This is a genomic window from Alteriqipengyuania triglochinis, assembly GCF_054655655.1.
The window spans coordinates 527,025-544,062 of record NZ_BAAHNC010000002.1 but is presented as its reverse complement, the minus strand read 5'-3'; the positions used below and the strand labels follow the sequence as shown (position 1 = coordinate 544,062).

Below are 17,038 nucleotides of genomic sequence, written 5' to 3'. Positions count from 1 at the left end.
TTTTGCGTTCCTTACCGCGCGCGCTAGGTTTCCTGTCCATGGCACAGGACGATCCCCCCGACGATCCGGACAAGAACACGCAGTGGGCCGAGTTCCGCACCGATCTGGCAGAAGATCGCAACATCATGGCGATGGAGCGGACCTTCGCGGGCTGGATGCGCACCGCCTTCGCCGCAATCGGCATCGGTCTGGGCTTCCGGGCGTTGTTCGGATCGTGGGACCCGTCGTGGATGCCCAAGGTCATTGCCACCGCCTTTATCCTTGGCGGTGGCTGGCTGGCGATCACTGCGGAGCGGCGCGCCTGCAAGACGCTGGCCCGGCTGAGCACGCACGAGTTCGAGCCGATCCCGACCCCCAATTTCCGCGTCATGGCGTATGGGGTCGCGATCGGCTCGCTTATCGTCACCGTCGGTCTATGGGTGCTGGTGGAAGGCTAAAGCAGACTTCCGCGCAGACTCAGGTGCCGTCGCCGCGAAGCCCGTCGGGCTTCGAAGGCTTCCCGTACTTATCGACATTGTCGTCGTGATTGGGCTCACCCGCATAGGCCGACATGTCGACCGTGTTGCCACGCTCCATCTGGTTCATGTGATCGACCACATCCTGCGCGTCGGGGGCGGTCAGGCCGCTGGGCGCATGCTCGGAATTGGTGCCGAGGATCGAGGTCGAAACGTTCTGCGCTTGGTCGGACACGGTCTGGGCCTGGTCGTAAGCCCCCACCTGCTCCGAATTCTCGTTCTCGGGGGCCAGATCGTCGGTCTGGCGACGCTCGCCATCGAAGTCGGAGGGCAGCTCTTTTTTGTTCTTGTCGTCCATGGGAAATCTCCTTTCCTCATGAACGGGTGGGGGGTTTGAGCGGTTCCGGGGGAGGAGAAGTCTTCGTGGCGGCACCGGCCCGCACTCCGGGTGGGGGTGTGGGCTGGTACCGGGCGCAGCGAGCGCAGTGAGCGAATCGACGCCGACTAGCGCGTCGGCACCGGCGCATCGCCCGAATAGTCGTAGAAGCCGCGGCCCGTCTTGCGGCCCAGCCAGCCGGCTTCGACATATTTCACCAGCAGCGGCGCGGGGCGGTACTTGGTGTCGCCGGTCGTCTCGTGCAGCACGCGGATGATGTCGAGGCAGGTGTCCAGCCCGACGAAATCCGCCAGCTGCAGCGGGCCCATCGGGTGATTGAGGCCGAGGCGGCAGCCCAGATCGATGTCCTCGATGCTGGCGGTCGACTGGCCGAGCACGAACACCGCCTCGTTGATCATCGGCAGCAGGATGCGGTTGACGACGAAGCCGGGCTCGTCCTGCGAGAGGACCACTTCCTTGCCCAGCAGATGTGCGAAGGCGATCGTGCGATCGGTCACATCCTTATCGGTCGCCAAGCCGGGGATGACTTCGATCAGGCCCATCACGGGGACGGGGTTGAAGAAGTGCAGGCCGATGAAGCGCGCGGGGTCGGGCGACCAGTTCGCCATCCGGGTGATCGGGATCGAACTGGTGTTGCTCGCCATGATCGCGCCCTGCGCCAGCACGGTGCCCGCATTCTCGAAGATCGCCTTCTTGATCTCCGCCTTTTCGGTCGCGGCCTCGATGATCATGTCGGCTTCGGCCATCGGCGCAACGTCGGCGACCGGCTTGATCCGGGCGAGCGCAGCCTCGGCATCGGCGGCTTCGATCTTGCCCTTGCCGACCAGCTTGCCGAGCGCACGTTCGATCCCCTCGCGCGCCTGTTCGGCGATCGCCAGTTCGCGATCGGTCAGCAGCACGTCGATGCCGTGCTGCGCGATGGTCTGCGCGATGCCCGAGCCCATTTGGCCCGCGCCGATGACACCGATGGTTTGCATGACTGGCTTTCGTCCTTCGCATATGCAGCAAAGCCCGCTGGCTAGCGCGCACGCCGCCCGCTGGCTACCCGCGAGTTAGCGATTGGCGCCCGGAACCCACGTGACGTCCGAGCGGCCGCCGTCGTTCTCCAGCCGGGCAAGGCAGAACAACAGGTCCGACAGGCGGTTGATATATTGCAACGCGGCAGGATTGACGGGCTCGTGACTGGCCAGCGCAGTCATCGCCCGTTCGGCCCGGCGCACCGTAGCCCGTGCAACATGCAGCCTCGCCGCCGCCTCGCACCCGCCCGGCAAGACGAAACTGGTCAGCGGCTCGAGCTGCTCGTTAGCGGTGTCGATCGTGTGTTCCAGCCACTCGACCTGGCCCCGCACCACGCGCAGCACCATCTCGCCCGGCTCGAAGCCTTCACCGTCGAGCGCGCCCTTGGGCGTGGCGAGGTCCGCGCCGAGATCGAACAGGTCGTTCTGGATGCGGCGCAGGTCGTCCGCATCCTCGACCACGACGATCGCGAGGCCCAGCGCGCTGTTCGCCTCGTCGACCGCGCCGATCGCCTCGATCCGCGCGGCATGCTTGGCACTACGGCTGCCGTCGACGAGTCCGGTCGTGCCGTCATCGCCGGTGCGGGTGTAGATCTTGTTGAGTTTGACCATGCCGGCCAGATGGCCCGGTCAGTTCGCCACCGCAAGCAGGATCATGACCACCACGATCGCGGCGAACTGGTATTTGATCCGGTCGAACATCGCCTTGTTCTGCAGCATCTGCATCTCCGACACGGTTTCGCCCGTGTTGTTCTCGAGATCGATCTTCGTCGTCTTCAGGAACGCGATGACCCCGCGCACCAGCGAGACCACGACCATGATCGAGAGGAGGATGACGGCGATGATGAGGATCGTGTTCATGGGTTAGATGTGGGCCTTACCAAGCGAAATGCCACATGGCCATTGGGCGGTACGCAGCTTTTCCGCCCAGCTGCGCCCGTCCTCGCCCCGCAGGCGGTAGTCCGCCAGCGCTGGCGAGCCGCGCCGCTTGGCAAGCTTGCGGCCTTCATCGTCCAGCAGCAGCGGGTGGTGGTGCCAGCGGGGCTCCGGCAGGCCGAGCAGCGCCTGCAGCACCCGGTGGATCGGGCTGGCATGGAACAGGTCGAACCCGCGCGTGACCAGCGTGACCCCGTCGGCGGCATCGTCGAGCGTGGCGGCCAGGTGGTAGCTGGCGGGCAGGTCCTTGCGCACCAGCACGACATCGCCGAATTCACGCGGGTCGGCGCGCTGCTCGCCCGCGATTGCATCGTGCCAGACGAGCTCCCCCGTTTCCGCCAGCGCACGGTCGAGGTCGAGCCGCAGCGCCGCGGGCTTTGCAGGATCGAGCAGGCGGCCCTTGCAGGTGCCGGGGTAGATCAGTCCTTCGGGGCCCATGCGCGGGGCGAGCGATTCGATTTCCTTGCGCGTGCAGGTGCACGGATAGAGCAGGCCGCGCTCCAACAGCGATCGCGCCGCCTTCTCGTAGCTGGCAATTCGCGTCGACTGCGCGGGCACTTCGTCCCATTCGAGCCCCAGCCATTCGAGATCGCGGCGGAATTCGTCGGCCAGTTCGGGGCGGCTGCGCGGCCCGTCGATATCCTCGATCCGCAGCAGGAACCGCCCACCGGCCTCTCGCGCCAAATCGTTCGCGACAATGGCCGACAAGGCATGGCCCCAGTGCAGCGGGCCGTTCGGGCTGGGAGCGAAGCGGGTAATCGTCATGACGGGACGTCCTTAACCCGCAAAACCGGCAAGTCGTCAAAAAGGACTGTGGAAAGACGATTTGTAACAGGCTTGACGCTTTTGCAGGCAAATGGTCCTTTCATCGCATCAGGGAGGACACAGCGAAGTGTTCAAGGCCGATCTGATCGAACGCGCGGCAAGTTTCCGCAGCGCAGATGAAGACCCGACGAGGAACTTGTCGGCGTGCCCGACACTTGTTCTCAACGCGGATTACACGCCGCTGTCCTATTATCCGCTATCGATCTGGCCGTGGCAGACCGCGATCAAGGCGATCTTCCTCGACCGGGTGGATGTGGTGGCGAGCTACGAGCGCGAGGTGCATTCGCCCTCGCTCGACATGAAGCTGCCATCCGTGATCGCGCTCAAGCAGTTCGTTCGCCCGAGCGAGTTCCCCGCCTTCACCCGCTTCAACCTGTTCCTGCGCGACCGCTTCACCTGCCAGTATTGCGGCAGCCCCAGCCACCTGACCTTCGACCATGTCGTCCCGCGCCGGCTGGGCGGCAAGACCACGTGGGAGAACATCATCACCGCCTGCGCGCCGTGCAACATGAAGAAGGGCGGACGCACGCCGAAACAGGCGGGCATGCGGCTGATGCTCGAGCCGATCCGGCCGACCAGCTGGCAGTTGCAACAGCACGGCAAGAGCTTCCCGCCCAACTACCTCCACGAAACCTGGCGCGACTGGCTGTATTGGGACATCGAGCTCGAGGCGTGACTTTGCGATCACTGACCCCGAAATTCGTTGGAGCCAGGTCGTGGCTGCCGCATTTGTGTTTCCGAATTTCCTGCGAGTGATTTATTCGGTTGGGCGAGCACATCCTGCCTCCCGGACGATTTTTCCCATGAACAGAAATTACGCTTTCGCCTGCATCCTTGGTGCCGTGATCACGAGTGGCTGCGTTTACACCTCTAAAAAGGATCTGAGCCGCATGATTGCTCAGGAGTGCGCATCCTATGGTGATGATGTGCGCGTCAGGATCAAGGACCCTGAATTGAAGGGCGGAATTTTTGGCTCTTATGTCGGAACGGGGGAATGTCTTCGTCCAACCGATGAAGGCTATGAGGACGCTATGACTCCGGACCAGTATCTGAAGAGCTTGGAAGAGCCTCGCGACTGAAACACGCCAACGCGGCCGCCAGTCGTTAAGTAACTGCAGCCCGTTCCTGATAGCGCGGCTCCTGCCATTCGCCGGTCTCCAGCACCTCGGCCAAATGGCGCGCGGCTTCGGCAATATCCTCGAACCGCAGGTACGCAGGCGCGAAGCCCAGCCGCAGGATGTCGGGATCGCGGAAGTCGCCGATTACGTCGCGCGCGATTAGTGCCTGCGATAGCGCATAGGCGTTCTCGTGCCGGAAACTCAGCTGGCTGCCGCGCTGCGCGGGGTCTCGCGGGCTGACGAGATCGAGATCGAGGTCCGCGGCGCATTCGCGGAAGAACTCGCTCAGCGCGCGCGATTTTGCGACCAGCGCGTCCATTCCGATCTCGGCGATCAGCTCCACGCCGGATTCCAGCGCGGCCATCGCCAGCACCGACGGTGTACCCGCGAGCAGGCATTTGACCCCCTCGGCAGGCTCGTATGCGTCGGAGAAGGCGAAGGGCTGCGCGTGGCCGAACCAGCCGGTCAGCGGCTGGGTGAAATCGCCGTGGTGGCGCTCGGCAACGAAGGCATAGGCGGGCGCGCCGGGGCCGCCGTTCAGGTACTTGTAGCCGCAGCCCACCGCGAGATCCGCTCCAGCACCATTCAGGTCCACCGGCACCGCGCCGCCCGAATGCGACAGGTCCCACAGCACGATCGCGCCGACATCGTGCGCGGCCTTCGTCAGCCGCTCCATGTCGAACATTTCGCCGGTCTTGTAGTGGACATGCGTCAGCAGCAGCAGCGCGACGCTCTCGTCGAGCGCATCGACCATCGCATCGCGCGGCGCCAGCCGCTGTTCGACCCGAGGCTGGCCCTGGATCATGTAGAGGTCGGTCGGGAAATTGCCCGGCTCGCTCAGTACCACCTTGCGGTCGGGATTGAGCGACAGCGCCGCGCCGATCAGCTTGGCGAGGTTCACCGAGACCGAATCGCACGCGATGACCTCGTGCGGCTGCGCGCCTACCAGCGGGGCGATCTTCGCGCCCACGCGCTGGGGCATCGCGATCCAGTCGCCCCCGCCGCCGGGCAGTTCGTTCCAGCTGCGGATCAGCCCTTCGCCCCACTCGGCATCGATCACCCGGTGCAACCGCTCGCGGCTCACCTTGGGCAAAGGCCCGAGCGAGTTGCCATCGAGGTAGATCACGCCTTCGGGCAGGTCGAACCGGTCGCGGAAATGCGCGATGGCGTCGGCAGCATCGAGGTCGCGCGCCTGGCTCAGCATGTCAGTCATCGGGCAGCTCCCGCAAAATCGCGCGGCATAGCCCCGCATCGCCGCCGCCGACCTTCAGCGGCAGGGCGATCAGCTCGTACTGCCCCTCTGGCACGTCATCGAGCACCAGCCCTTCGAGAATCCGCATGTCGTGCTTCAGCACCGCGAGATGCGCGTCCATCGTCTTGCTCTCCTGCGGATCGACCGAGGGCGCGTCGGTACCGATCAGCACCACGCCATGCGCGGCGAGCCATTCGATGACCTCGGCGGAAATCGGCAGCCAGTCCGGTCGCCATTCGTCGTGCGGGAAGGCATCCCACGTGCGGAACAGCACGCGGTTGGCGTAATCGAGCCGCGGCAGGTCACCGATGTCGATCTCGCCTTCGACGCCGCGCGCATCGACCACGATGCAGGTGCCCAGATACGGATCGAGGCTCATACTGGCTGCATCCGCGCCATCCGCCGTGTAGTGCAGCGGGGCGTCGGCGTGGGTGCCCGAATGGGTGGACATGGTCATCCGGCCGACATTGACCGGCGAGCCCTCGTCCATCCGCCACGTCCGCTCGAACGCGAATTCGGTATCGCCCGGCCACACGGGCAGAGCGGGGCGGAGCGTCTGTGAGATATCCCAGATCTTCACAGCGCGGTCCTGACAGAAAGCAGCTCGGGGAAGAACACTTCCTTCAGCACGCTTTCGAGATAGCCGACGCCCGCCGTGCCGCCGGTGCCTTTCTTGAAGCCGATGATCCGCTCCACCGTCTTGAGGTGCCCGAAGCGCCAGCGCTGGAAATGGTATTCCAGGTCGACCAGCTTCTCGGCCAGTTCGTAGAGGTCCCAGTGATCGTGCGGGTTGGAGTAGATTTCGACCCACGCGGCCTCGACCGCCTCGGACTTCTCCCACCGTTCTTCCCGATCGCGGTTCAGCACCGCATCGGGGATGTCGAACCCGCGCGCGGCGAGGAGCTTGACCGTCTCGTCGTACAGGCTGGGCCGCGCGAGTTCGGCGCGCAGCTTCTCGGCCACTTCGGGCACCGCCTCGTGCATGGTCACCATGTTCGGCTTGCGCCCGCCGAGGATGAATTCCATCAACCGGTACTGTGCGGACTGGAAGCCGCTGGAGGTGCCCAGATGCGGGCGCACCAGCGAATAGTCGTGCGGGGTCATCGTGCTGAGCACGTCCCAGCTCTGGATCAGCTGCTCCTGCGCTCGCGCGACCCGGGCCAGCATCTTGAAGGCGGGCCGCAGCCGGTCGGCCGCAATCGCTTCGCGCGCCGCAAACAGCTCGTGCAGGCACAGCTTGAGCCACAGCTCGCTCGCCTGGTGGACGATGATGAACAGCAATTCGTCCTGCGCGTCCGAGCGCGGATGCTGCGCGCTCAGGATACGATCGAGATCGAGGTAGGAGGCGTAGGTGACTTCGCTCTGGGGATCATTATCGGCCATGCCGAAGCCCTAGCGTCTCGCGGGCGCAGCGCAAAACCCGATTCAGCAGTCGACCAGCGCGACGTCGGGGTAGTGCTTGCGCATGTATTTCTTCACGATCTTCAGATTGCGGGTGTTGGACCGGAAGGCGAGGTCGGCCAGATCGCCCACCAGCGGGACGAAGCCGATCACCCCGTCGATCGCGACATTGCCGGCCATGCGCATCATCTGCCAGCGCGGCATGCCGAGATTGCGCGCCTCCCACACGATGTAGCTGCCCATGGCGACCCCGAAGAGATCGCCCACGAACGGCACGAGACCCACGATCGCGTCCATTCCGATGGGGTAGTTGATCCCGGGGATGGTCAAGCTGCGCTCGGTCAGCTGCTCCATCATCTGGATCCGGCGGTAAACCGATGCGGGATCGCTGCCTGCAGGCACCTGCATCCCCAGCAAGCTCATCGTGCGCGTATCGGCCATTCGATCGGTCCCCGTTTAGCCACCGGGCGCCCTTTTCAGACGGCCCGGCCTACCATGCCTCTACCCCGGCCAACGCATAAAGCGGGTGTCGGGACCAGGAATTCTCGGAAAATCCCCTCAGCCCGCTGCGCACAAGCGACCAGCGAACCGGCGCGCCGAGCGGAATATACACTTCCTGTGCGATCAGCGCACTCTCCGCCTCGATCAGCAGGTTGCCTGCGTCCTGCGCGTTCGGCGCCACCAGCGATTCGGTGACGAGCGCGTCGGCATCGGGCGAACATGGGCCGGGCAGCAGCGTGCAGTTGAACTGGTTGAGGAACCAGCGGGCGCTGGGATAGCGGGCCAGCCGGTCGATCATCACGAGGTCCGCGCCCTGCGGGAACTGCACCCGCCGCAGCTCCACCCCGATGGTGCCGAGATCGCGCGAGAGCGCATCCATCAGCCGGTCTGCCCCCGGCCCTTCAGGCAGCCAGATGCGCACCCGTGCGGTCTGACCGGTCTGCCGGTTCCATGCGGTGACACGCCCCCGCGCCTGCTGCCGCCGCTGTTCGAGCGAGAGGCCGGGCCAGCGTTCGGCCTGCAGGCCCGGCTCGGCCGGCAGGCTGAGCGGGACGATCCGCGCCGAAGGCTGCCAGCCGCCGAGGCTGAACTGTTCGACCAGCGCGGCGCGGTCGATCGTCATCGACAGCGCTTCGCGGTTCTCGACCTCGCCCAGAAAACCCTGATCATTGGTGACGATCAGCCCGAACAGGCCGATCGCGGGGTCCAGGCGGACGGTTCCGCGGGCCAGCGGGCCGGTGTCGGCAAGCGGCAGGGTGAAGATCGTCCCGTCGAGCAACGCGGCCGCCTGGCCCGAGGAAAAGGCGCGGTTTGCCTCGACCGCAGGCAGCGCGCGCAGGCGCACCGGCCGGCGCGAGGATTCGCGATCATTCTCCGGCAGGCCGATCGCCTCGCGCGGGGTGGGTTCGAGAATCGCGGTCGCGCCGTCCCGCTCCAGCCGCATGGGGCCGATCGATTCGCCATCGCGGGTGATCGCGAGTTCGGGCTGCGCCAGCAACTGCAGGAATTCGGGCATCGGGCCTGTCAGGCGGATCTCGATCACCCGGGTGGTCATCGCCCGGATTTCGTCGACCTTGCGCAGGTCCAGCCCGAGCGAGGTGCCGCGCAATTCGGAGATGGTGCGAACCAGGCTGTCGCGCGCCTCTTGCGCGGTCAGCGGCTCGCCATCCGGCCACGTAACCTGGCGCAGGCGGAAGATGAAGCTGCGCCCGTCTTCGGTAACGATCCAGCTCTCGCCCAGCGACGGTACGACCTCGCCTTCTGCATTGAGCGCGACGATGCCGGAACTGGTCGCATCGCGGACCAGCTGTGCGCCCGATGAAAGGCGCAATCCCTCCTCGAAGATCGATTCGGGCTCGCCGATCACGACCACCGGCAGGCCGTCCTCGTCATCGCCCACGCTGCACGCCGCCAGCAGCGGCACAAACGCCAGCATGGCGAGCAAGGCAAGGGACGAACGGAAGGTCACGACCGGGGCCTTTAGCAGCCCTTCACGCGCAGGTCAGCGCGGCAATCGTCAGAGTTTGCGCAGGGGCTTCGAACCGAAGCCGCCAGCAGACGGGGGTGCGATCGAGGACGGTCGGGCATAGCGCGGCGTACCCTCGCCCGTGGGGGCGGGTTCGCGAACCTTTTTCGAATCGATCTCGTTGTCGAAGGTGATCCCGAAGCGGTTGTCCTGGGTCCAGGCGACCGACCCCTTGATGACACCGATATTGCGCAGCTCGACACTCAGCCGCGTACCGCGCTCCACACGCACGTCGGCCTCCGCCATCATCCCGCCGTCGGAGAGGTTGCGCACCTTGACGCGCACGGCTTCACCGTCGTCCGAAAGCTTGAGTTCGGCGGTCAGAAACAGACTGTCGCGCTTCAGCGAGCGGGTATCGATGGGATTCATGAAGCCTGGCTGACCCTTCGGCTCGGGAAAAAATGGTTCACGGCGAGCCCCCCATGGAGGCTCTCCACCGTTTTAGCCCCTTACTGGCTAAAGAAGTTTAAACGCCGCTTTACCGAGTTTGTGCCCAGGGAAGGCAAGGGGTCAGTCGTTGCGGGAGACCTTCTCGCGCCGCTCGTGCGCCTCCTGCGCCTCGACCGTCATCGTCGCTACCGGGCGCGCGATCAGGCGCTGGAGGCCGATCGGATCGCCGCTGACTTCGCAATAGCCGTATTCGCCCTCGTCGATCCGGCGCAACGCCGCTTCGATCTTGGAGATCAGCTTGCGCTGCCGGTCGCGCGTGCGCAGTTCGATGCCCCAGTCGGTCTCGCTCGAGGCGCGATCGGTCAGGTCGGGTTCGCGCAGCGGCCCGTCCGCCAGATTTTGCAAGGTGCCGCCGGCTTCCGAATGGAGCGAACGCTTCCACTCGATCAGCAGTTTGCGGAAGAACTGCTGCTGCCGCTCGTCCATGTAGGGTTCGTCCTCATGGGGCACGTAGTCCGGCGGCAGGGCGTCATTGGCCCGGGCCAGAATCTCGCTTTCGCTAAGCGCCCTTGCGGCCATTGTGTCCCTTACCCTTTTGGTCCCACCCGTAATCGAAAGCCAAGGCCACGCCGGGATAGCCCGTTCGTGTCTTGCGCCGCGCTATTAGCATCCATGCATGCACGAACAAGCGCTTATCCCGATGCGCGGTCGATTAGCGGGCCACCTGTGGCGCTGTTGGCCTGAACAGGCTCCTAATACGCGCCGCCCTGCGTCCCGAAAAAGCCGAGCCGCAATTAACGGCCTGTTTACCATAAAGGAGTTGAGTGGGTCCGACGGGCAGCGACCCGTAGTGAAGGGGACGAATATAGGGGATCGAAGATGCGACTGACTGCAATTGAAAAGAGCAATGCCCGACCTGCCGGAAACGATATTGCCGACCTGGCTATTGCCCGGCTGATCGCCGCCGCTGCCGAGGGCGACACCCAGGCCTGCTTCGAACTCGGCGTCGTATGGTCGACCGGCGGGCACGGGCTCGCGTGCGACCTGATCGAGGCGCATCAGTGGTTCAACCTGGCCGCCGCAAAAGGCCATCAGGAAGCCGCCTGGTGCCGCGCTGACATTTCCGACGAGATGACCGCGCGCGAAATCGCCGAAGCCCAGCGTCGCGCACGCCAGTGGCTGGTCGACCAGCGCCGCAGCGCGTGACGCGCCCAACCTAGCCTTTCCGGAAGGGCGTCCGCTCTTCGAGGAAGTTCTGCTCCGCCGCGATGCCCTGACGCTCCCGGTCGAGAAATTCCGCCACCGCGTCCCGCAGGCCCGGATCGGCGATGTAATGGGCCGAGCGCGTCTGCACCGGCTCGTATCCGCGGGCCAGCTTGTGCCCGCCCTGCGCCCCCGCCTCCACGCGGGAGAGGCCGCGCGCCAAGGCGGCATCGATCGCCTGGTAATAGCACAGCTCGAAATGCAGGAAGGGAATGTCGGCGAGGCACCCCCAGTAGCGCCCGAACAGCGTGGTTTCGCCGATCACGTTCATCGCGCCCGCCACCGGCTGTCCGTTAACATAGGCGTAGATCAGCAGGATCCTGTCGCCCATCCGTTCCCCCAGCAGGGTGAAGGCCTCGCGCGTGAGGTAGGGCGTGCCCCACTTTCGCGCACCGGTATCCTGGTAGAAGTCCCAGAAAGCATCCCACACATCCTCGGTCAGATCGTCGCCCGACAGGTGGCGGATTTCCACGAGTTCCTGCGCCTTCGCGCGCTCCTTGCGCAGGTTCTTGCGCTTGCGGCTGGAGAGCGAATCGAGAAAGCCGTCGAAATCCCGGTAGCCGCGATCTTCCCAGTGGAATTGCAGATCGCGGCGAATCAGCCAGCCCGCCTGTTCGAACAGGGCCTCCTGCCCCGGCTCGATGAAGGTCGCATGCGCGCCCGACAGGCCGTGTTCGTGGCACACCTGCTCGGCCGCGCGCAGCAGCGGGGCGGCGAAGGCCTCGTCCTCGAACAGGAGGCGCGGGCCGGTCGCGGGGGTGAACGGCGCGGCGATCTGCAGCTTGGGGTAATAGCGTCCGCCCGCGCGCTGGTACGCATCGGCCCAGCCCTGGTCGAACACGTATTCGCCCTGGCTGTGCATTTTGAGATAGGCGGGCAGCGCGGCATGCATGGTGCCCGCCTCGTCCGCAATCGTGATCGGCGCAGCCTGCCAGCCGGTCCCCGGCCCCACGCTGCCCGAATCCTCCATGGCGGAAAGGAAGGCGTGGCTCATGAAGGGGTTGCCCGCGCCCGCCAGCCGGTCCCACGCGGCACCATCGATCCCGGCGACGCCGCCGTGAATACGCGCGGTAAGCTCGGGCTCGGCGATCGGATCAACCATCTGCGTGATATAGGATGCGATGCGCGCGCTTGCAGGGGCGGCTTTGGCCCGCCCCTGCGCGCACCACCATCAGTCGTTCAGCGCGATGATCGCGTCGACCTCTACCGCCGCACCCAGCGGAAGGCTCGGCACGCCCACCGCCGCGCGCGCGTGGCGGCCCTTTTCGCCGAACACGTCGAACATCAGTTCCGACGCGCCGTTCGCGACCTTGGGCTGATCGGTGAAGCCGGGCGTGGAATTGACGAAGGCCCCCAGCTTGACGATCCGCGCCACCCGGTCGAGCGGGATGCGCGCGTTCTTCAGCTGGGCGAGGATCATCAGGCCGCATGCGCGCGCCGCGGCAGTACCGTCTTCCAGGCTCACATCGTCGCCCAGCCGCCCGGTCACGAGTTCGCCATCGAGGAAGGGAAGCTGGCCAGAAACATAGGCGAGGTTGCCGTGCACCGCGACGGGCACGTAGCTGGCCACGGGTGCAGCGGCTTCGGGCAGGGAGATGCCGAGTTCGTTGAGACGGGCTTCGATGGTCATGCAGGTTTCTCCAGCTGTTCGAGTATCCAGGGCAAGGCTTCGTCCCACCGGTCGATCCGGGCATGGGCGTCGCCGGCCTTCTCGCCGCACGCGATGTGCGGGGCGAGGTCCGGCTCCCCGCACAGGTGCAGGCGAAGCGTATCGGGCGCGATCTCGCGCGCCGAATTGTGGTGCTGCGAAAGATCGTCGATGAAGACGGTCCGACGGGGGCCGTATTCTTCCACGATGCGCGCGATCGCACCGCCCTTGGGCCCCTGGTTGGTATAGACCTTCGCGTCGATCCCGTGGCGGGAGAGCTGGCGGGTGCGATCCGCCTGCCGGTGGTCGAGCAGGTTGGTCAGCACCACGACATCCGCTTTCTCGGTCAGCTGGCCATAGGCCTCCAGAGCGCCCTCGACCGGATCCTGCCGGTCCATCTGCGTATCGAAGAAGGCGTTGAGCAGGCGCCAGATTTCTTTCTGTTCGACGACCGCGCCATCCTCGCGCCGGGTCAGCGCGTTGACGAAATCGGACTGGAAGGCGAAATCGATATCATGCGCCTCGCCCAGCCAGTCGCGGAAATGGGTGACCATGCGCAGCAGCACTTCGTCGCAATCGGTGATCACCAGCGGGCGGGACGTGTTCATCGGGACAGCTCTGCATGGGCGGCGATAATCGCGGCGGGTTCGATATTGAGCGCATCGGCGGCCAGCACCAGGTCCGGCTCGTGCGCGGCGAGGAATTCGAGCACGGCGGCCTGGACGCCCCTGTCCTCCAGCCCGTGGCGCAGGCGTTCGGGCGTCAGCCCGGTCAGCGACAGGAGGCGATCCGCCCGCCGCTCGTCGGTGAGAATCCAGCCCAGAGCGTTCAGCGCGATCGCCTCGGCGCTGCCATGCGCGGGCCGGTGCGCGGATTTATCGGGATCGGGCGTTGTCATGCTGGGCGCGGCTGGCCTATTCGAAGCGTCAAGGGAAGGAACGGGCGACACGTGGCAAAGCGCATCCTTGTTGTCGAGGACAACGATCTCAACCGCAAATTGTTCTGCGATGTCCTGCGCGCCAAGGGGTACGAGGTGCTGGGCTGCGCCGATGGCAACTCGGCGATCGAGGCGGCGCGCCGCTTCGGGCCCGACCTCGCGATCATGGATATCCAGCTGCCGCATGTTTCCGGGCTGGACCTGATTGCGCAGATGAAGTCCGACACGCAGCTTTCGGGCGTGCCGGTGCTGGCCGTGACCGCCTATGCCGGCAAAGGCGACGAGGATCGCATCCGCGCGGCGGGCGCGGAAGATTACCTCGCCAAGCCCGTTTCCATCGGCCCCTTTTCGACAAAGGTCATCTCGCTGATCGGCGAATAGGGGCGGATATGGGCGCATAGGCCGCGCCTGCGCCTTTTGGTGCGCTTGACAAATGAGGGGCGAACAAGCTTTGCCCGCGCACGAGTGGAAACCGAAGGAATCCTCAAATGGACCGTGCCGAAATCGACCGGCGAATCCGCGATCTGATCGCCCCGTTTAACAAGAACGACGTTACGATTACCGACGACACGACCTTCCAGGGAGATCTGGAGTTCGACAGTCTGACGGTGATGGATTTCGTCGCCGCGATCGAGGATGAATTCGACATCATCATCAGCATGAACCAGCAGGCCGAGATCGAGACCTACGGCCAGCTCGTCGACGCGGTGAAGAAGCTGGTCGAAGCCTGATGAGCGAAGGTATCAGCCAGCCGGACGCGCCGGTTGAGCGGGAAGGTCGCGGCAAGGGCGATCTTTTCGCCAAGTTCGACGAACTGATCGCGATGCGAGAGGGCCTGCTCGCCAGCGGGGTCGAAGATCCGTTCAACCTCGTGATGGAAAAGGTCCTCTCCCCCACCCGCGCGATCTGCAACGGGCGCGAGACGATCCTGCTGGGCACCTACAACTACATGGGCATGACCTTCGATGAGGATGTCATCGCCGCGGGCAAGCAGGCCCTCGAGGAGTTCGGCAGCGGGACGACCGGCAGCCGCGTGCTCAACGGGACGTACCAGGGCCACAAGGAGTGCGAAGACGCGCTCAAGGAATTTTATGGAATGGACCACGCGATGGTCTTTTCCACCGGGTACCAGGCCAACCTCGGGATCATCTCCACCATCGCCGGCAAGGGCGATTATGTGGTGCTGGATATCGATAGCCACGCCTCGATCTACGATGGCTGCGCGATGGGTCGGGCCGAGATCGTCCCCTTCCGCCATAATGATATCGAAGCGCTCGAAAAGCGGCTCAAGCGCATTCCCGCCGATGCGGGCAAGCTGGTCGTGCTCGAAGGCGTCTATTCGATGCTCGGCGATGTCGCACCGCTGAAGGAGATGGTCCGCGTCTCCAAGGAAGCGGGCGCGATGGTGTTGGTCGACGAAGCGCACTCGATGGGCTTCATCGGCGAACATGGCCGCGGCGTTGCCGAGGACCAGGGCGTGCTCGACGATGTCGATTTCGTGATCGGCACCTTCTCGAAGAGCGTGGGCACGGTGGGCGGCTTCTGCGTTTCCAACCACCCGGATTTCGAGATCATGCGGCTGGTCTGCCGCCCCTACGTGTTCACCGCCAGCCTGCCGCCGAGCGTGGTCGCTACTGCCGCAACCAGCATCCGCAAGTTGATGCACGGGTCGAACAAGCGCGCGCACCTGTGGGAGAATTCCCGCACGCTGCACAAGGGGCTGAAGGAACTCGGCTTCCATCTCGGCACCGACGAGCCGCAGAGCGCGATCATCGCCGTCATCATGCCCGACCTGACCAAGGGCGCGCAGATGTGGGAGGCGCTGCTGAAGGAAGGGCTGTACGTCAATCTCGCCCGCCCGCCCGCAACGCCCGCCAACATGACGCTGCTGCGCTGCTCGCTGTGCGCGGAGCATAGCGAGGAGGAGGTTTCGACCATCCTCGGCATGTTCGAGCGCGCAGGCAAGGCGACGGGGATTATCTGACGAGCCGCGAGGTCCGGCGCACTGACACACGCGCGTAAAATTCGGTCCGCACGGCGCGGAGTCTCTCTTCCATAAGAAAGCCCTCCGCCATGCGCCCGTTCTTCGCGGCCCTTGCCGCCACTTTTTGCCTCAGTGCAACCCCCGCCGCCGCGCAGGCCGAGAATGCCGATCCGCGCGGCTACGAGATCGGCTTCGTCGCGATCGGCGATACGGGCTACATCCCGGCCTATGATACGCCGGACGAGGACGACGAACGATTCCGCACCTTGGGCGCCTATCTCGGCAACGAGGCCGAGGAGTGGCTGGAGCATCATCGCGACCTGTCCGAATTCCGTCCGACGCCGTGGCAGTTCGAATCGTCAATCGGAGGCTTCGTCCCTGCCAGTGGAATGTACCCGGTCGCGAAGGCTGCGGCCGAAGTGTGCGAACGCAGGGGCTGCGATTTCGGCGCAATCCTGGGCGACAATATCTACCCCGACGGTGCGACGCTCGGCGCGGACGGCATTTCCGACGAGCGCCGTTTCCGCGAAATGCTCGACCAGCCCTATGGCCGCTTCGGTGCAGGCACGCCGGATTTCACCCTCTACGCCATGATGGGCAACCACGACTGGCACGTTTCGCGCGAAGCGACCGAGGCGCAGCTCGCCTACTTGCAGGCTCACCCCAATTTCACCATGCCGGACCTGTTCTATTCGGCCGTACCGGCGGGAATGGAAGGCCAGCTCGAAGTCTTCGTGATCGACACCGAGATGCTGCTCGCCGGGACGCGGGTGCGCGAGGATGCGCTCGATGCCGAAGGCAACCCGATACCGGACACGGAGCTGGAAGAATGGCCCGATTTCGTGCGCGCGTCGAACGAGAGAGAAGCCAACATGGTCGGCTGGCTGACCGAAGCGCTGGCCCGGTCACAGGCGAAATGGAAGATCGTGATGGGCCACCATGCACTGTGGTCGAGCGGGGGGAGCAAGTACGAGAAGGCGCGCAGCCTGCGCCGTCTGCCGCTCGATCCGATCTGCCGCTATGCCGATGCCTATATCGCGGGCGACGATCACCTGATCGAGGCGTATACCGACGATTGCTCGACCGTGGCGGGCGCGCCCGATGCGCCGGTGCCGATGATGGTTTCGGGTGCCGGATCGAAATATCGCCAGCAGCATGTGCCTTTCGCCGAGCAACAGATCGCCGCCAATCCGCAGATGACCAACCTGTTCTCGCGGGGGTCGACCTGGGGCTTCGTGCATGTCGGCATAAGCGGCGACGAACTGACGACGACGCTTTTTTCGACGCCCGCCGACCAGTCCGGTCGTCCGGTCGAAGAGGCATCGTTCGTCTTTAAGCATCGCAGCCGGTAGAACGGACGCGGTGCACGCCTAGGACGGAGCGGGCAGGG

At 65.1% G+C, this 17,038-nt stretch carries 24 protein-coding genes; 8 read left to right on the top strand and 16 right to left on the bottom strand.

All coding sequences use genetic code 11. The features are described from left to right. The first annotated feature begins 38 nt into the window (after positions 1–38). Positions 39–437: a YidH family protein gene (locus ACYQ0L_RS08465; RefSeq protein ID WP_459788628.1), complete on the top strand. Its 399-nt coding sequence runs from the start codon at positions 39–41 to the stop codon at positions 435–437. 19 nt (positions 438–456) lie between these two features. Here the strand turns inward: ACYQ0L_RS08465 and ACYQ0L_RS08460 are convergent, their stop codons facing one another. From ACYQ0L_RS08460 to gluQRS, 5 genes are all read right to left on the bottom strand, one after another. Beyond that, a complete protein-coding gene (locus ACYQ0L_RS08460; RefSeq protein WP_459788627.1) occupies positions 457–813 on the bottom strand; it encodes a hypothetical protein in 357 nt (118 codons plus the stop codon). 146 nt (positions 814–959) lie between these two features. Continuing rightward, entirely contained in the window at positions 960–1,829 is an 870-nt protein-coding gene (locus ACYQ0L_RS08455) for a 3-hydroxyacyl-CoA dehydrogenase NAD-binding domain-containing protein (RefSeq protein WP_459788625.1), read from the bottom strand. A gap of 75 nt (positions 1,830–1,904) precedes the next feature. Beyond that, complete coding sequence (locus ACYQ0L_RS08450; protein WP_459788623.1) at positions 1,905–2,480, bottom strand: cob(I)yrinic acid a,c-diamide adenosyltransferase; 576 nt, start codon at positions 2,478–2,480, stop codon at positions 1,905–1,907. 18 nt (positions 2,481–2,498) lie between these two features. Beyond that, positions 2,499–2,729 (bottom strand): hypothetical protein, encoded by a 231-nt coding sequence (locus ACYQ0L_RS08445; protein WP_459788622.1) that lies wholly within the window; start codon positions 2,727–2,729, stop codon positions 2,499–2,501. Positions 2,730–2,732: 3 nt separating this feature from the next. Then, positions 2,733–3,569: a tRNA glutamyl-Q(34) synthetase GluQRS gene (gene gluQRS / locus ACYQ0L_RS08440; protein WP_459788621.1), complete on the bottom strand. Its 837-nt coding sequence runs from the start codon at positions 3,567–3,569 to the stop codon at positions 2,733–2,735. A gap of 127 nt (positions 3,570–3,696) precedes the next feature. On the opposite strand from gluQRS, the gene ACYQ0L_RS08435 reads away from it, so the two are divergent. Together ACYQ0L_RS08435 and ACYQ0L_RS08430 are read left to right on the top strand one after the other, a co-directional pair. Beyond that, positions 3,697–4,305, top strand: coding sequence for an HNH endonuclease (locus ACYQ0L_RS08435; protein ID WP_459788620.1), 609 nt, complete (start codon positions 3,697–3,699; stop codon positions 4,303–4,305). 40 nt (positions 4,306–4,345) lie between these two features. Continuing rightward, the gene (locus tag ACYQ0L_RS08430; RefSeq protein ID WP_459788619.1) at positions 4,346–4,708 is read left to right on the top strand and encodes a hypothetical protein; all 363 of its coding nucleotides are present in this window, start codon (positions 4,346–4,348) and stop codon (positions 4,706–4,708) included. A gap of 25 nt (positions 4,709–4,733) precedes the next feature. Here the strand turns inward: ACYQ0L_RS08430 and kynU are convergent, their stop codons facing one another. The 7 genes from kynU to dksA form a co-directional block, all read right to left on the bottom strand. Next, positions 4,734–5,951: a kynureninase gene (gene kynU, locus ACYQ0L_RS08425; protein WP_459789021.1), complete on the bottom strand. Its 1,218-nt coding sequence runs from the start codon at positions 5,949–5,951 to the stop codon at positions 4,734–4,736. 1 nt (position 5,952) lies between these two features. Next, a complete protein-coding gene (gene kynB / locus ACYQ0L_RS08420) occupies positions 5,953–6,579 on the bottom strand; it encodes an arylformamidase (RefSeq protein ID WP_459788618.1) in 627 nt (208 codons plus the stop codon). Then, positions 6,576–7,382 carry a tryptophan 2,3-dioxygenase gene (locus ACYQ0L_RS08415; RefSeq protein ID WP_459788617.1) on the bottom strand — a complete coding sequence of 269 codons (807 nt, stop codon included), beginning with the start codon at positions 7,380–7,382 and terminating at the stop codon, positions 6,576–6,578. Before ACYQ0L_RS08415 ends, kynB begins: the two co-directional genes overlap by 4 nt. A gap of 42 nt (positions 7,383–7,424) precedes the next feature. Continuing rightward, on the bottom strand, positions 7,425–7,841 hold the full coding sequence (locus tag ACYQ0L_RS08410; protein ID WP_459788616.1) for a DUF4112 domain-containing protein: 417 nt from the start codon (positions 7,839–7,841) through the stop codon (positions 7,425–7,427). A gap of 49 nt (positions 7,842–7,890) precedes the next feature. Next, positions 7,891–9,369 carry an ABC transporter substrate-binding protein gene (locus ACYQ0L_RS08405; protein WP_459788615.1) on the bottom strand — a complete coding sequence of 493 codons (1,479 nt, stop codon included), beginning with the start codon at positions 9,367–9,369 and terminating at the stop codon, positions 7,891–7,893. A gap of 48 nt (positions 9,370–9,417) precedes the next feature. Continuing rightward, positions 9,418–9,795, bottom strand: coding sequence for a PilZ domain-containing protein (locus ACYQ0L_RS08400; protein ID WP_459788613.1), 378 nt, complete (start codon positions 9,793–9,795; stop codon positions 9,418–9,420). Between the two features lie 141 nt (positions 9,796–9,936). Beyond that, positions 9,937–10,395: an RNA polymerase-binding protein DksA gene (dksA, locus tag ACYQ0L_RS08395; RefSeq protein WP_459788611.1), complete on the bottom strand. Its 459-nt coding sequence runs from the start codon at positions 10,393–10,395 to the stop codon at positions 9,937–9,939. A gap of 300 nt (positions 10,396–10,695) precedes the next feature. Between dksA and ACYQ0L_RS08390 the strand changes: the two genes are divergently transcribed. Continuing rightward, the gene (locus tag ACYQ0L_RS08390) at positions 10,696–11,022 is read left to right on the top strand and encodes an SEL1-like repeat protein (protein ID WP_459788609.1); all 327 of its coding nucleotides are present in this window, start codon (positions 10,696–10,698) and stop codon (positions 11,020–11,022) included. 10 nt (positions 11,023–11,032) lie between these two features. Here ACYQ0L_RS08390 and ACYQ0L_RS08385 read toward each other — a convergent pair whose 3' ends face one another. The 4 genes from ACYQ0L_RS08385 to ACYQ0L_RS08370 form a co-directional block, all read right to left on the bottom strand. Further along, positions 11,033–12,181 (bottom strand): GNAT family N-acetyltransferase, encoded by a 1,149-nt coding sequence (locus ACYQ0L_RS08385; protein WP_459788608.1) that lies wholly within the window; start codon positions 12,179–12,181, stop codon positions 11,033–11,035. A 69-nt stretch (positions 12,182–12,250) separates the two neighbouring features. After that, entirely contained in the window at positions 12,251–12,709 is a 459-nt protein-coding gene (locus ACYQ0L_RS08380; protein ID WP_459788606.1) for a RidA family protein, read from the bottom strand. Continuing rightward, positions 12,706–13,335, bottom strand: coding sequence for an HAD family hydrolase (locus tag ACYQ0L_RS08375; protein WP_459788605.1), 630 nt, complete (start codon positions 13,333–13,335; stop codon positions 12,706–12,708). Before ACYQ0L_RS08375 ends, ACYQ0L_RS08380 begins: the two co-directional genes overlap by 4 nt. After that, entirely contained in the window at positions 13,332–13,625 is a 294-nt protein-coding gene (locus tag ACYQ0L_RS08370) for a DUF3572 domain-containing protein (protein ID WP_459788603.1), read from the bottom strand. The genes ACYQ0L_RS08375 and ACYQ0L_RS08370 overlap by 4 nt, the downstream gene beginning before the upstream one ends. A gap of 51 nt (positions 13,626–13,676) precedes the next feature. Between ACYQ0L_RS08370 and ACYQ0L_RS08365 the strand changes: the two genes are divergently transcribed. The 4 genes from ACYQ0L_RS08365 (at position 13,677) to ACYQ0L_RS08350 (ending at position 17,000) form a co-directional block, all read left to right on the top strand. Further along, positions 13,677–14,045 (top strand): response regulator, encoded by a 369-nt coding sequence (locus ACYQ0L_RS08365; protein WP_459788602.1) that lies wholly within the window; start codon positions 13,677–13,679, stop codon positions 14,043–14,045. Positions 14,046–14,152: 107 nt separating this feature from the next. After that, complete coding sequence (locus ACYQ0L_RS08360) at positions 14,153–14,395, top strand: acyl carrier protein (protein WP_459788601.1); 243 nt, start codon at positions 14,153–14,155, stop codon at positions 14,393–14,395. After that, complete coding sequence (gene spt / locus ACYQ0L_RS08355) at positions 14,395–15,648, top strand: serine palmitoyltransferase (protein ID WP_459788600.1); 1,254 nt, start codon at positions 14,395–14,397, stop codon at positions 15,646–15,648. The genes ACYQ0L_RS08360 and spt overlap by 1 nt, the downstream gene beginning before the upstream one ends. Positions 15,649–15,737: 89 nt before the next feature. After that, a complete protein-coding gene (locus ACYQ0L_RS08350) occupies positions 15,738–17,000 on the top strand; it encodes a metallophosphoesterase (RefSeq protein ID WP_459788598.1) in 1,263 nt (420 codons plus the stop codon). Positions 17,001–17,038: the final 38 nt, after the last annotated feature.

Coding starts and splice junctions, on each gene's coding strand:
- ACYQ0L_RS08465 (WP_459788628.1), top strand. CDS start 39: ATGGCACAGGACGATCCCCCCGACGATCCGGACAAGAACACGCAGTGG.
- ACYQ0L_RS08460 (WP_459788627.1), bottom strand. CDS start 813: ATGGACGACAAGAACAAAAAAGAGCTGCCCTCCGACTTCGATGGCGAG.
- ACYQ0L_RS08455 (WP_459788625.1), bottom strand. CDS start 1,829: ATGCAAACCATCGGTGTCATCGGCGCGGGCCAAATGGGCTCGGGCATC.
- ACYQ0L_RS08450 (WP_459788623.1), bottom strand. CDS start 2,480: ATGGTCAAACTCAACAAGATCTACACCCGCACCGGCGATGACGGCACG.
- ACYQ0L_RS08445 (WP_459788622.1), bottom strand. CDS start 2,729: ATGAACACGATCCTCATCATCGCCGTCATCCTCCTCTCGATCATGGTC.
- gluQRS (WP_459788621.1), bottom strand. CDS start 3,569: ATGACGATTACCCGCTTCGCTCCCAGCCCGAACGGCCCGCTGCACTGG.
- kynU (WP_459789021.1), bottom strand. CDS start 5,951: ATGCTGAGCCAGGCGCGCGACCTCGATGCTGCCGACGCCATCGCGCAT.
- ACYQ0L_RS08415 (WP_459788617.1), bottom strand. CDS start 7,382: ATGGCCGATAATGATCCCCAGAGCGAAGTCACCTACGCCTCCTACCTC.
- ACYQ0L_RS08410 (WP_459788616.1), bottom strand. CDS start 7,841: ATGGCCGATACGCGCACGATGAGCTTGCTGGGGATGCAGGTGCCTGCA.
- ACYQ0L_RS08400 (WP_459788613.1), bottom strand. CDS start 9,795: ATGAATCCCATCGATACCCGCTCGCTGAAGCGCGACAGTCTGTTTCTG.
- dksA (WP_459788611.1), bottom strand. CDS start 10,395: ATGGCCGCAAGGGCGCTTAGCGAAAGCGAGATTCTGGCCCGGGCCAAT.
- ACYQ0L_RS08390 (WP_459788609.1), top strand. CDS start 10,696: ATGCGACTGACTGCAATTGAAAAGAGCAATGCCCGACCTGCCGGAAAC.
- ACYQ0L_RS08385 (WP_459788608.1), bottom strand. CDS start 12,181: ATGGTTGATCCGATCGCCGAGCCCGAGCTTACCGCGCGTATTCACGGC.
- ACYQ0L_RS08380 (WP_459788606.1), bottom strand. CDS start 12,709: ATGACCATCGAAGCCCGTCTCAACGAACTCGGCATCTCCCTGCCCGAA.
- ACYQ0L_RS08375 (WP_459788605.1), bottom strand. CDS start 13,335: ATGAACACGTCCCGCCCGCTGGTGATCACCGATTGCGACGAAGTGCTG.
- ACYQ0L_RS08370 (WP_459788603.1), bottom strand. CDS start 13,625: ATGACAACGCCCGATCCCGATAAATCCGCGCACCGGCCCGCGCATGGC.
- ACYQ0L_RS08360 (WP_459788601.1), top strand. CDS start 14,153: ATGGACCGTGCCGAAATCGACCGGCGAATCCGCGATCTGATCGCCCCG.
- spt (WP_459788600.1), top strand. CDS start 14,395: ATGAGCGAAGGTATCAGCCAGCCGGACGCGCCGGTTGAGCGGGAAGGT.
- ACYQ0L_RS08350 (WP_459788598.1), top strand. CDS start 15,738: ATGCGCCCGTTCTTCGCGGCCCTTGCCGCCACTTTTTGCCTCAGTGCA.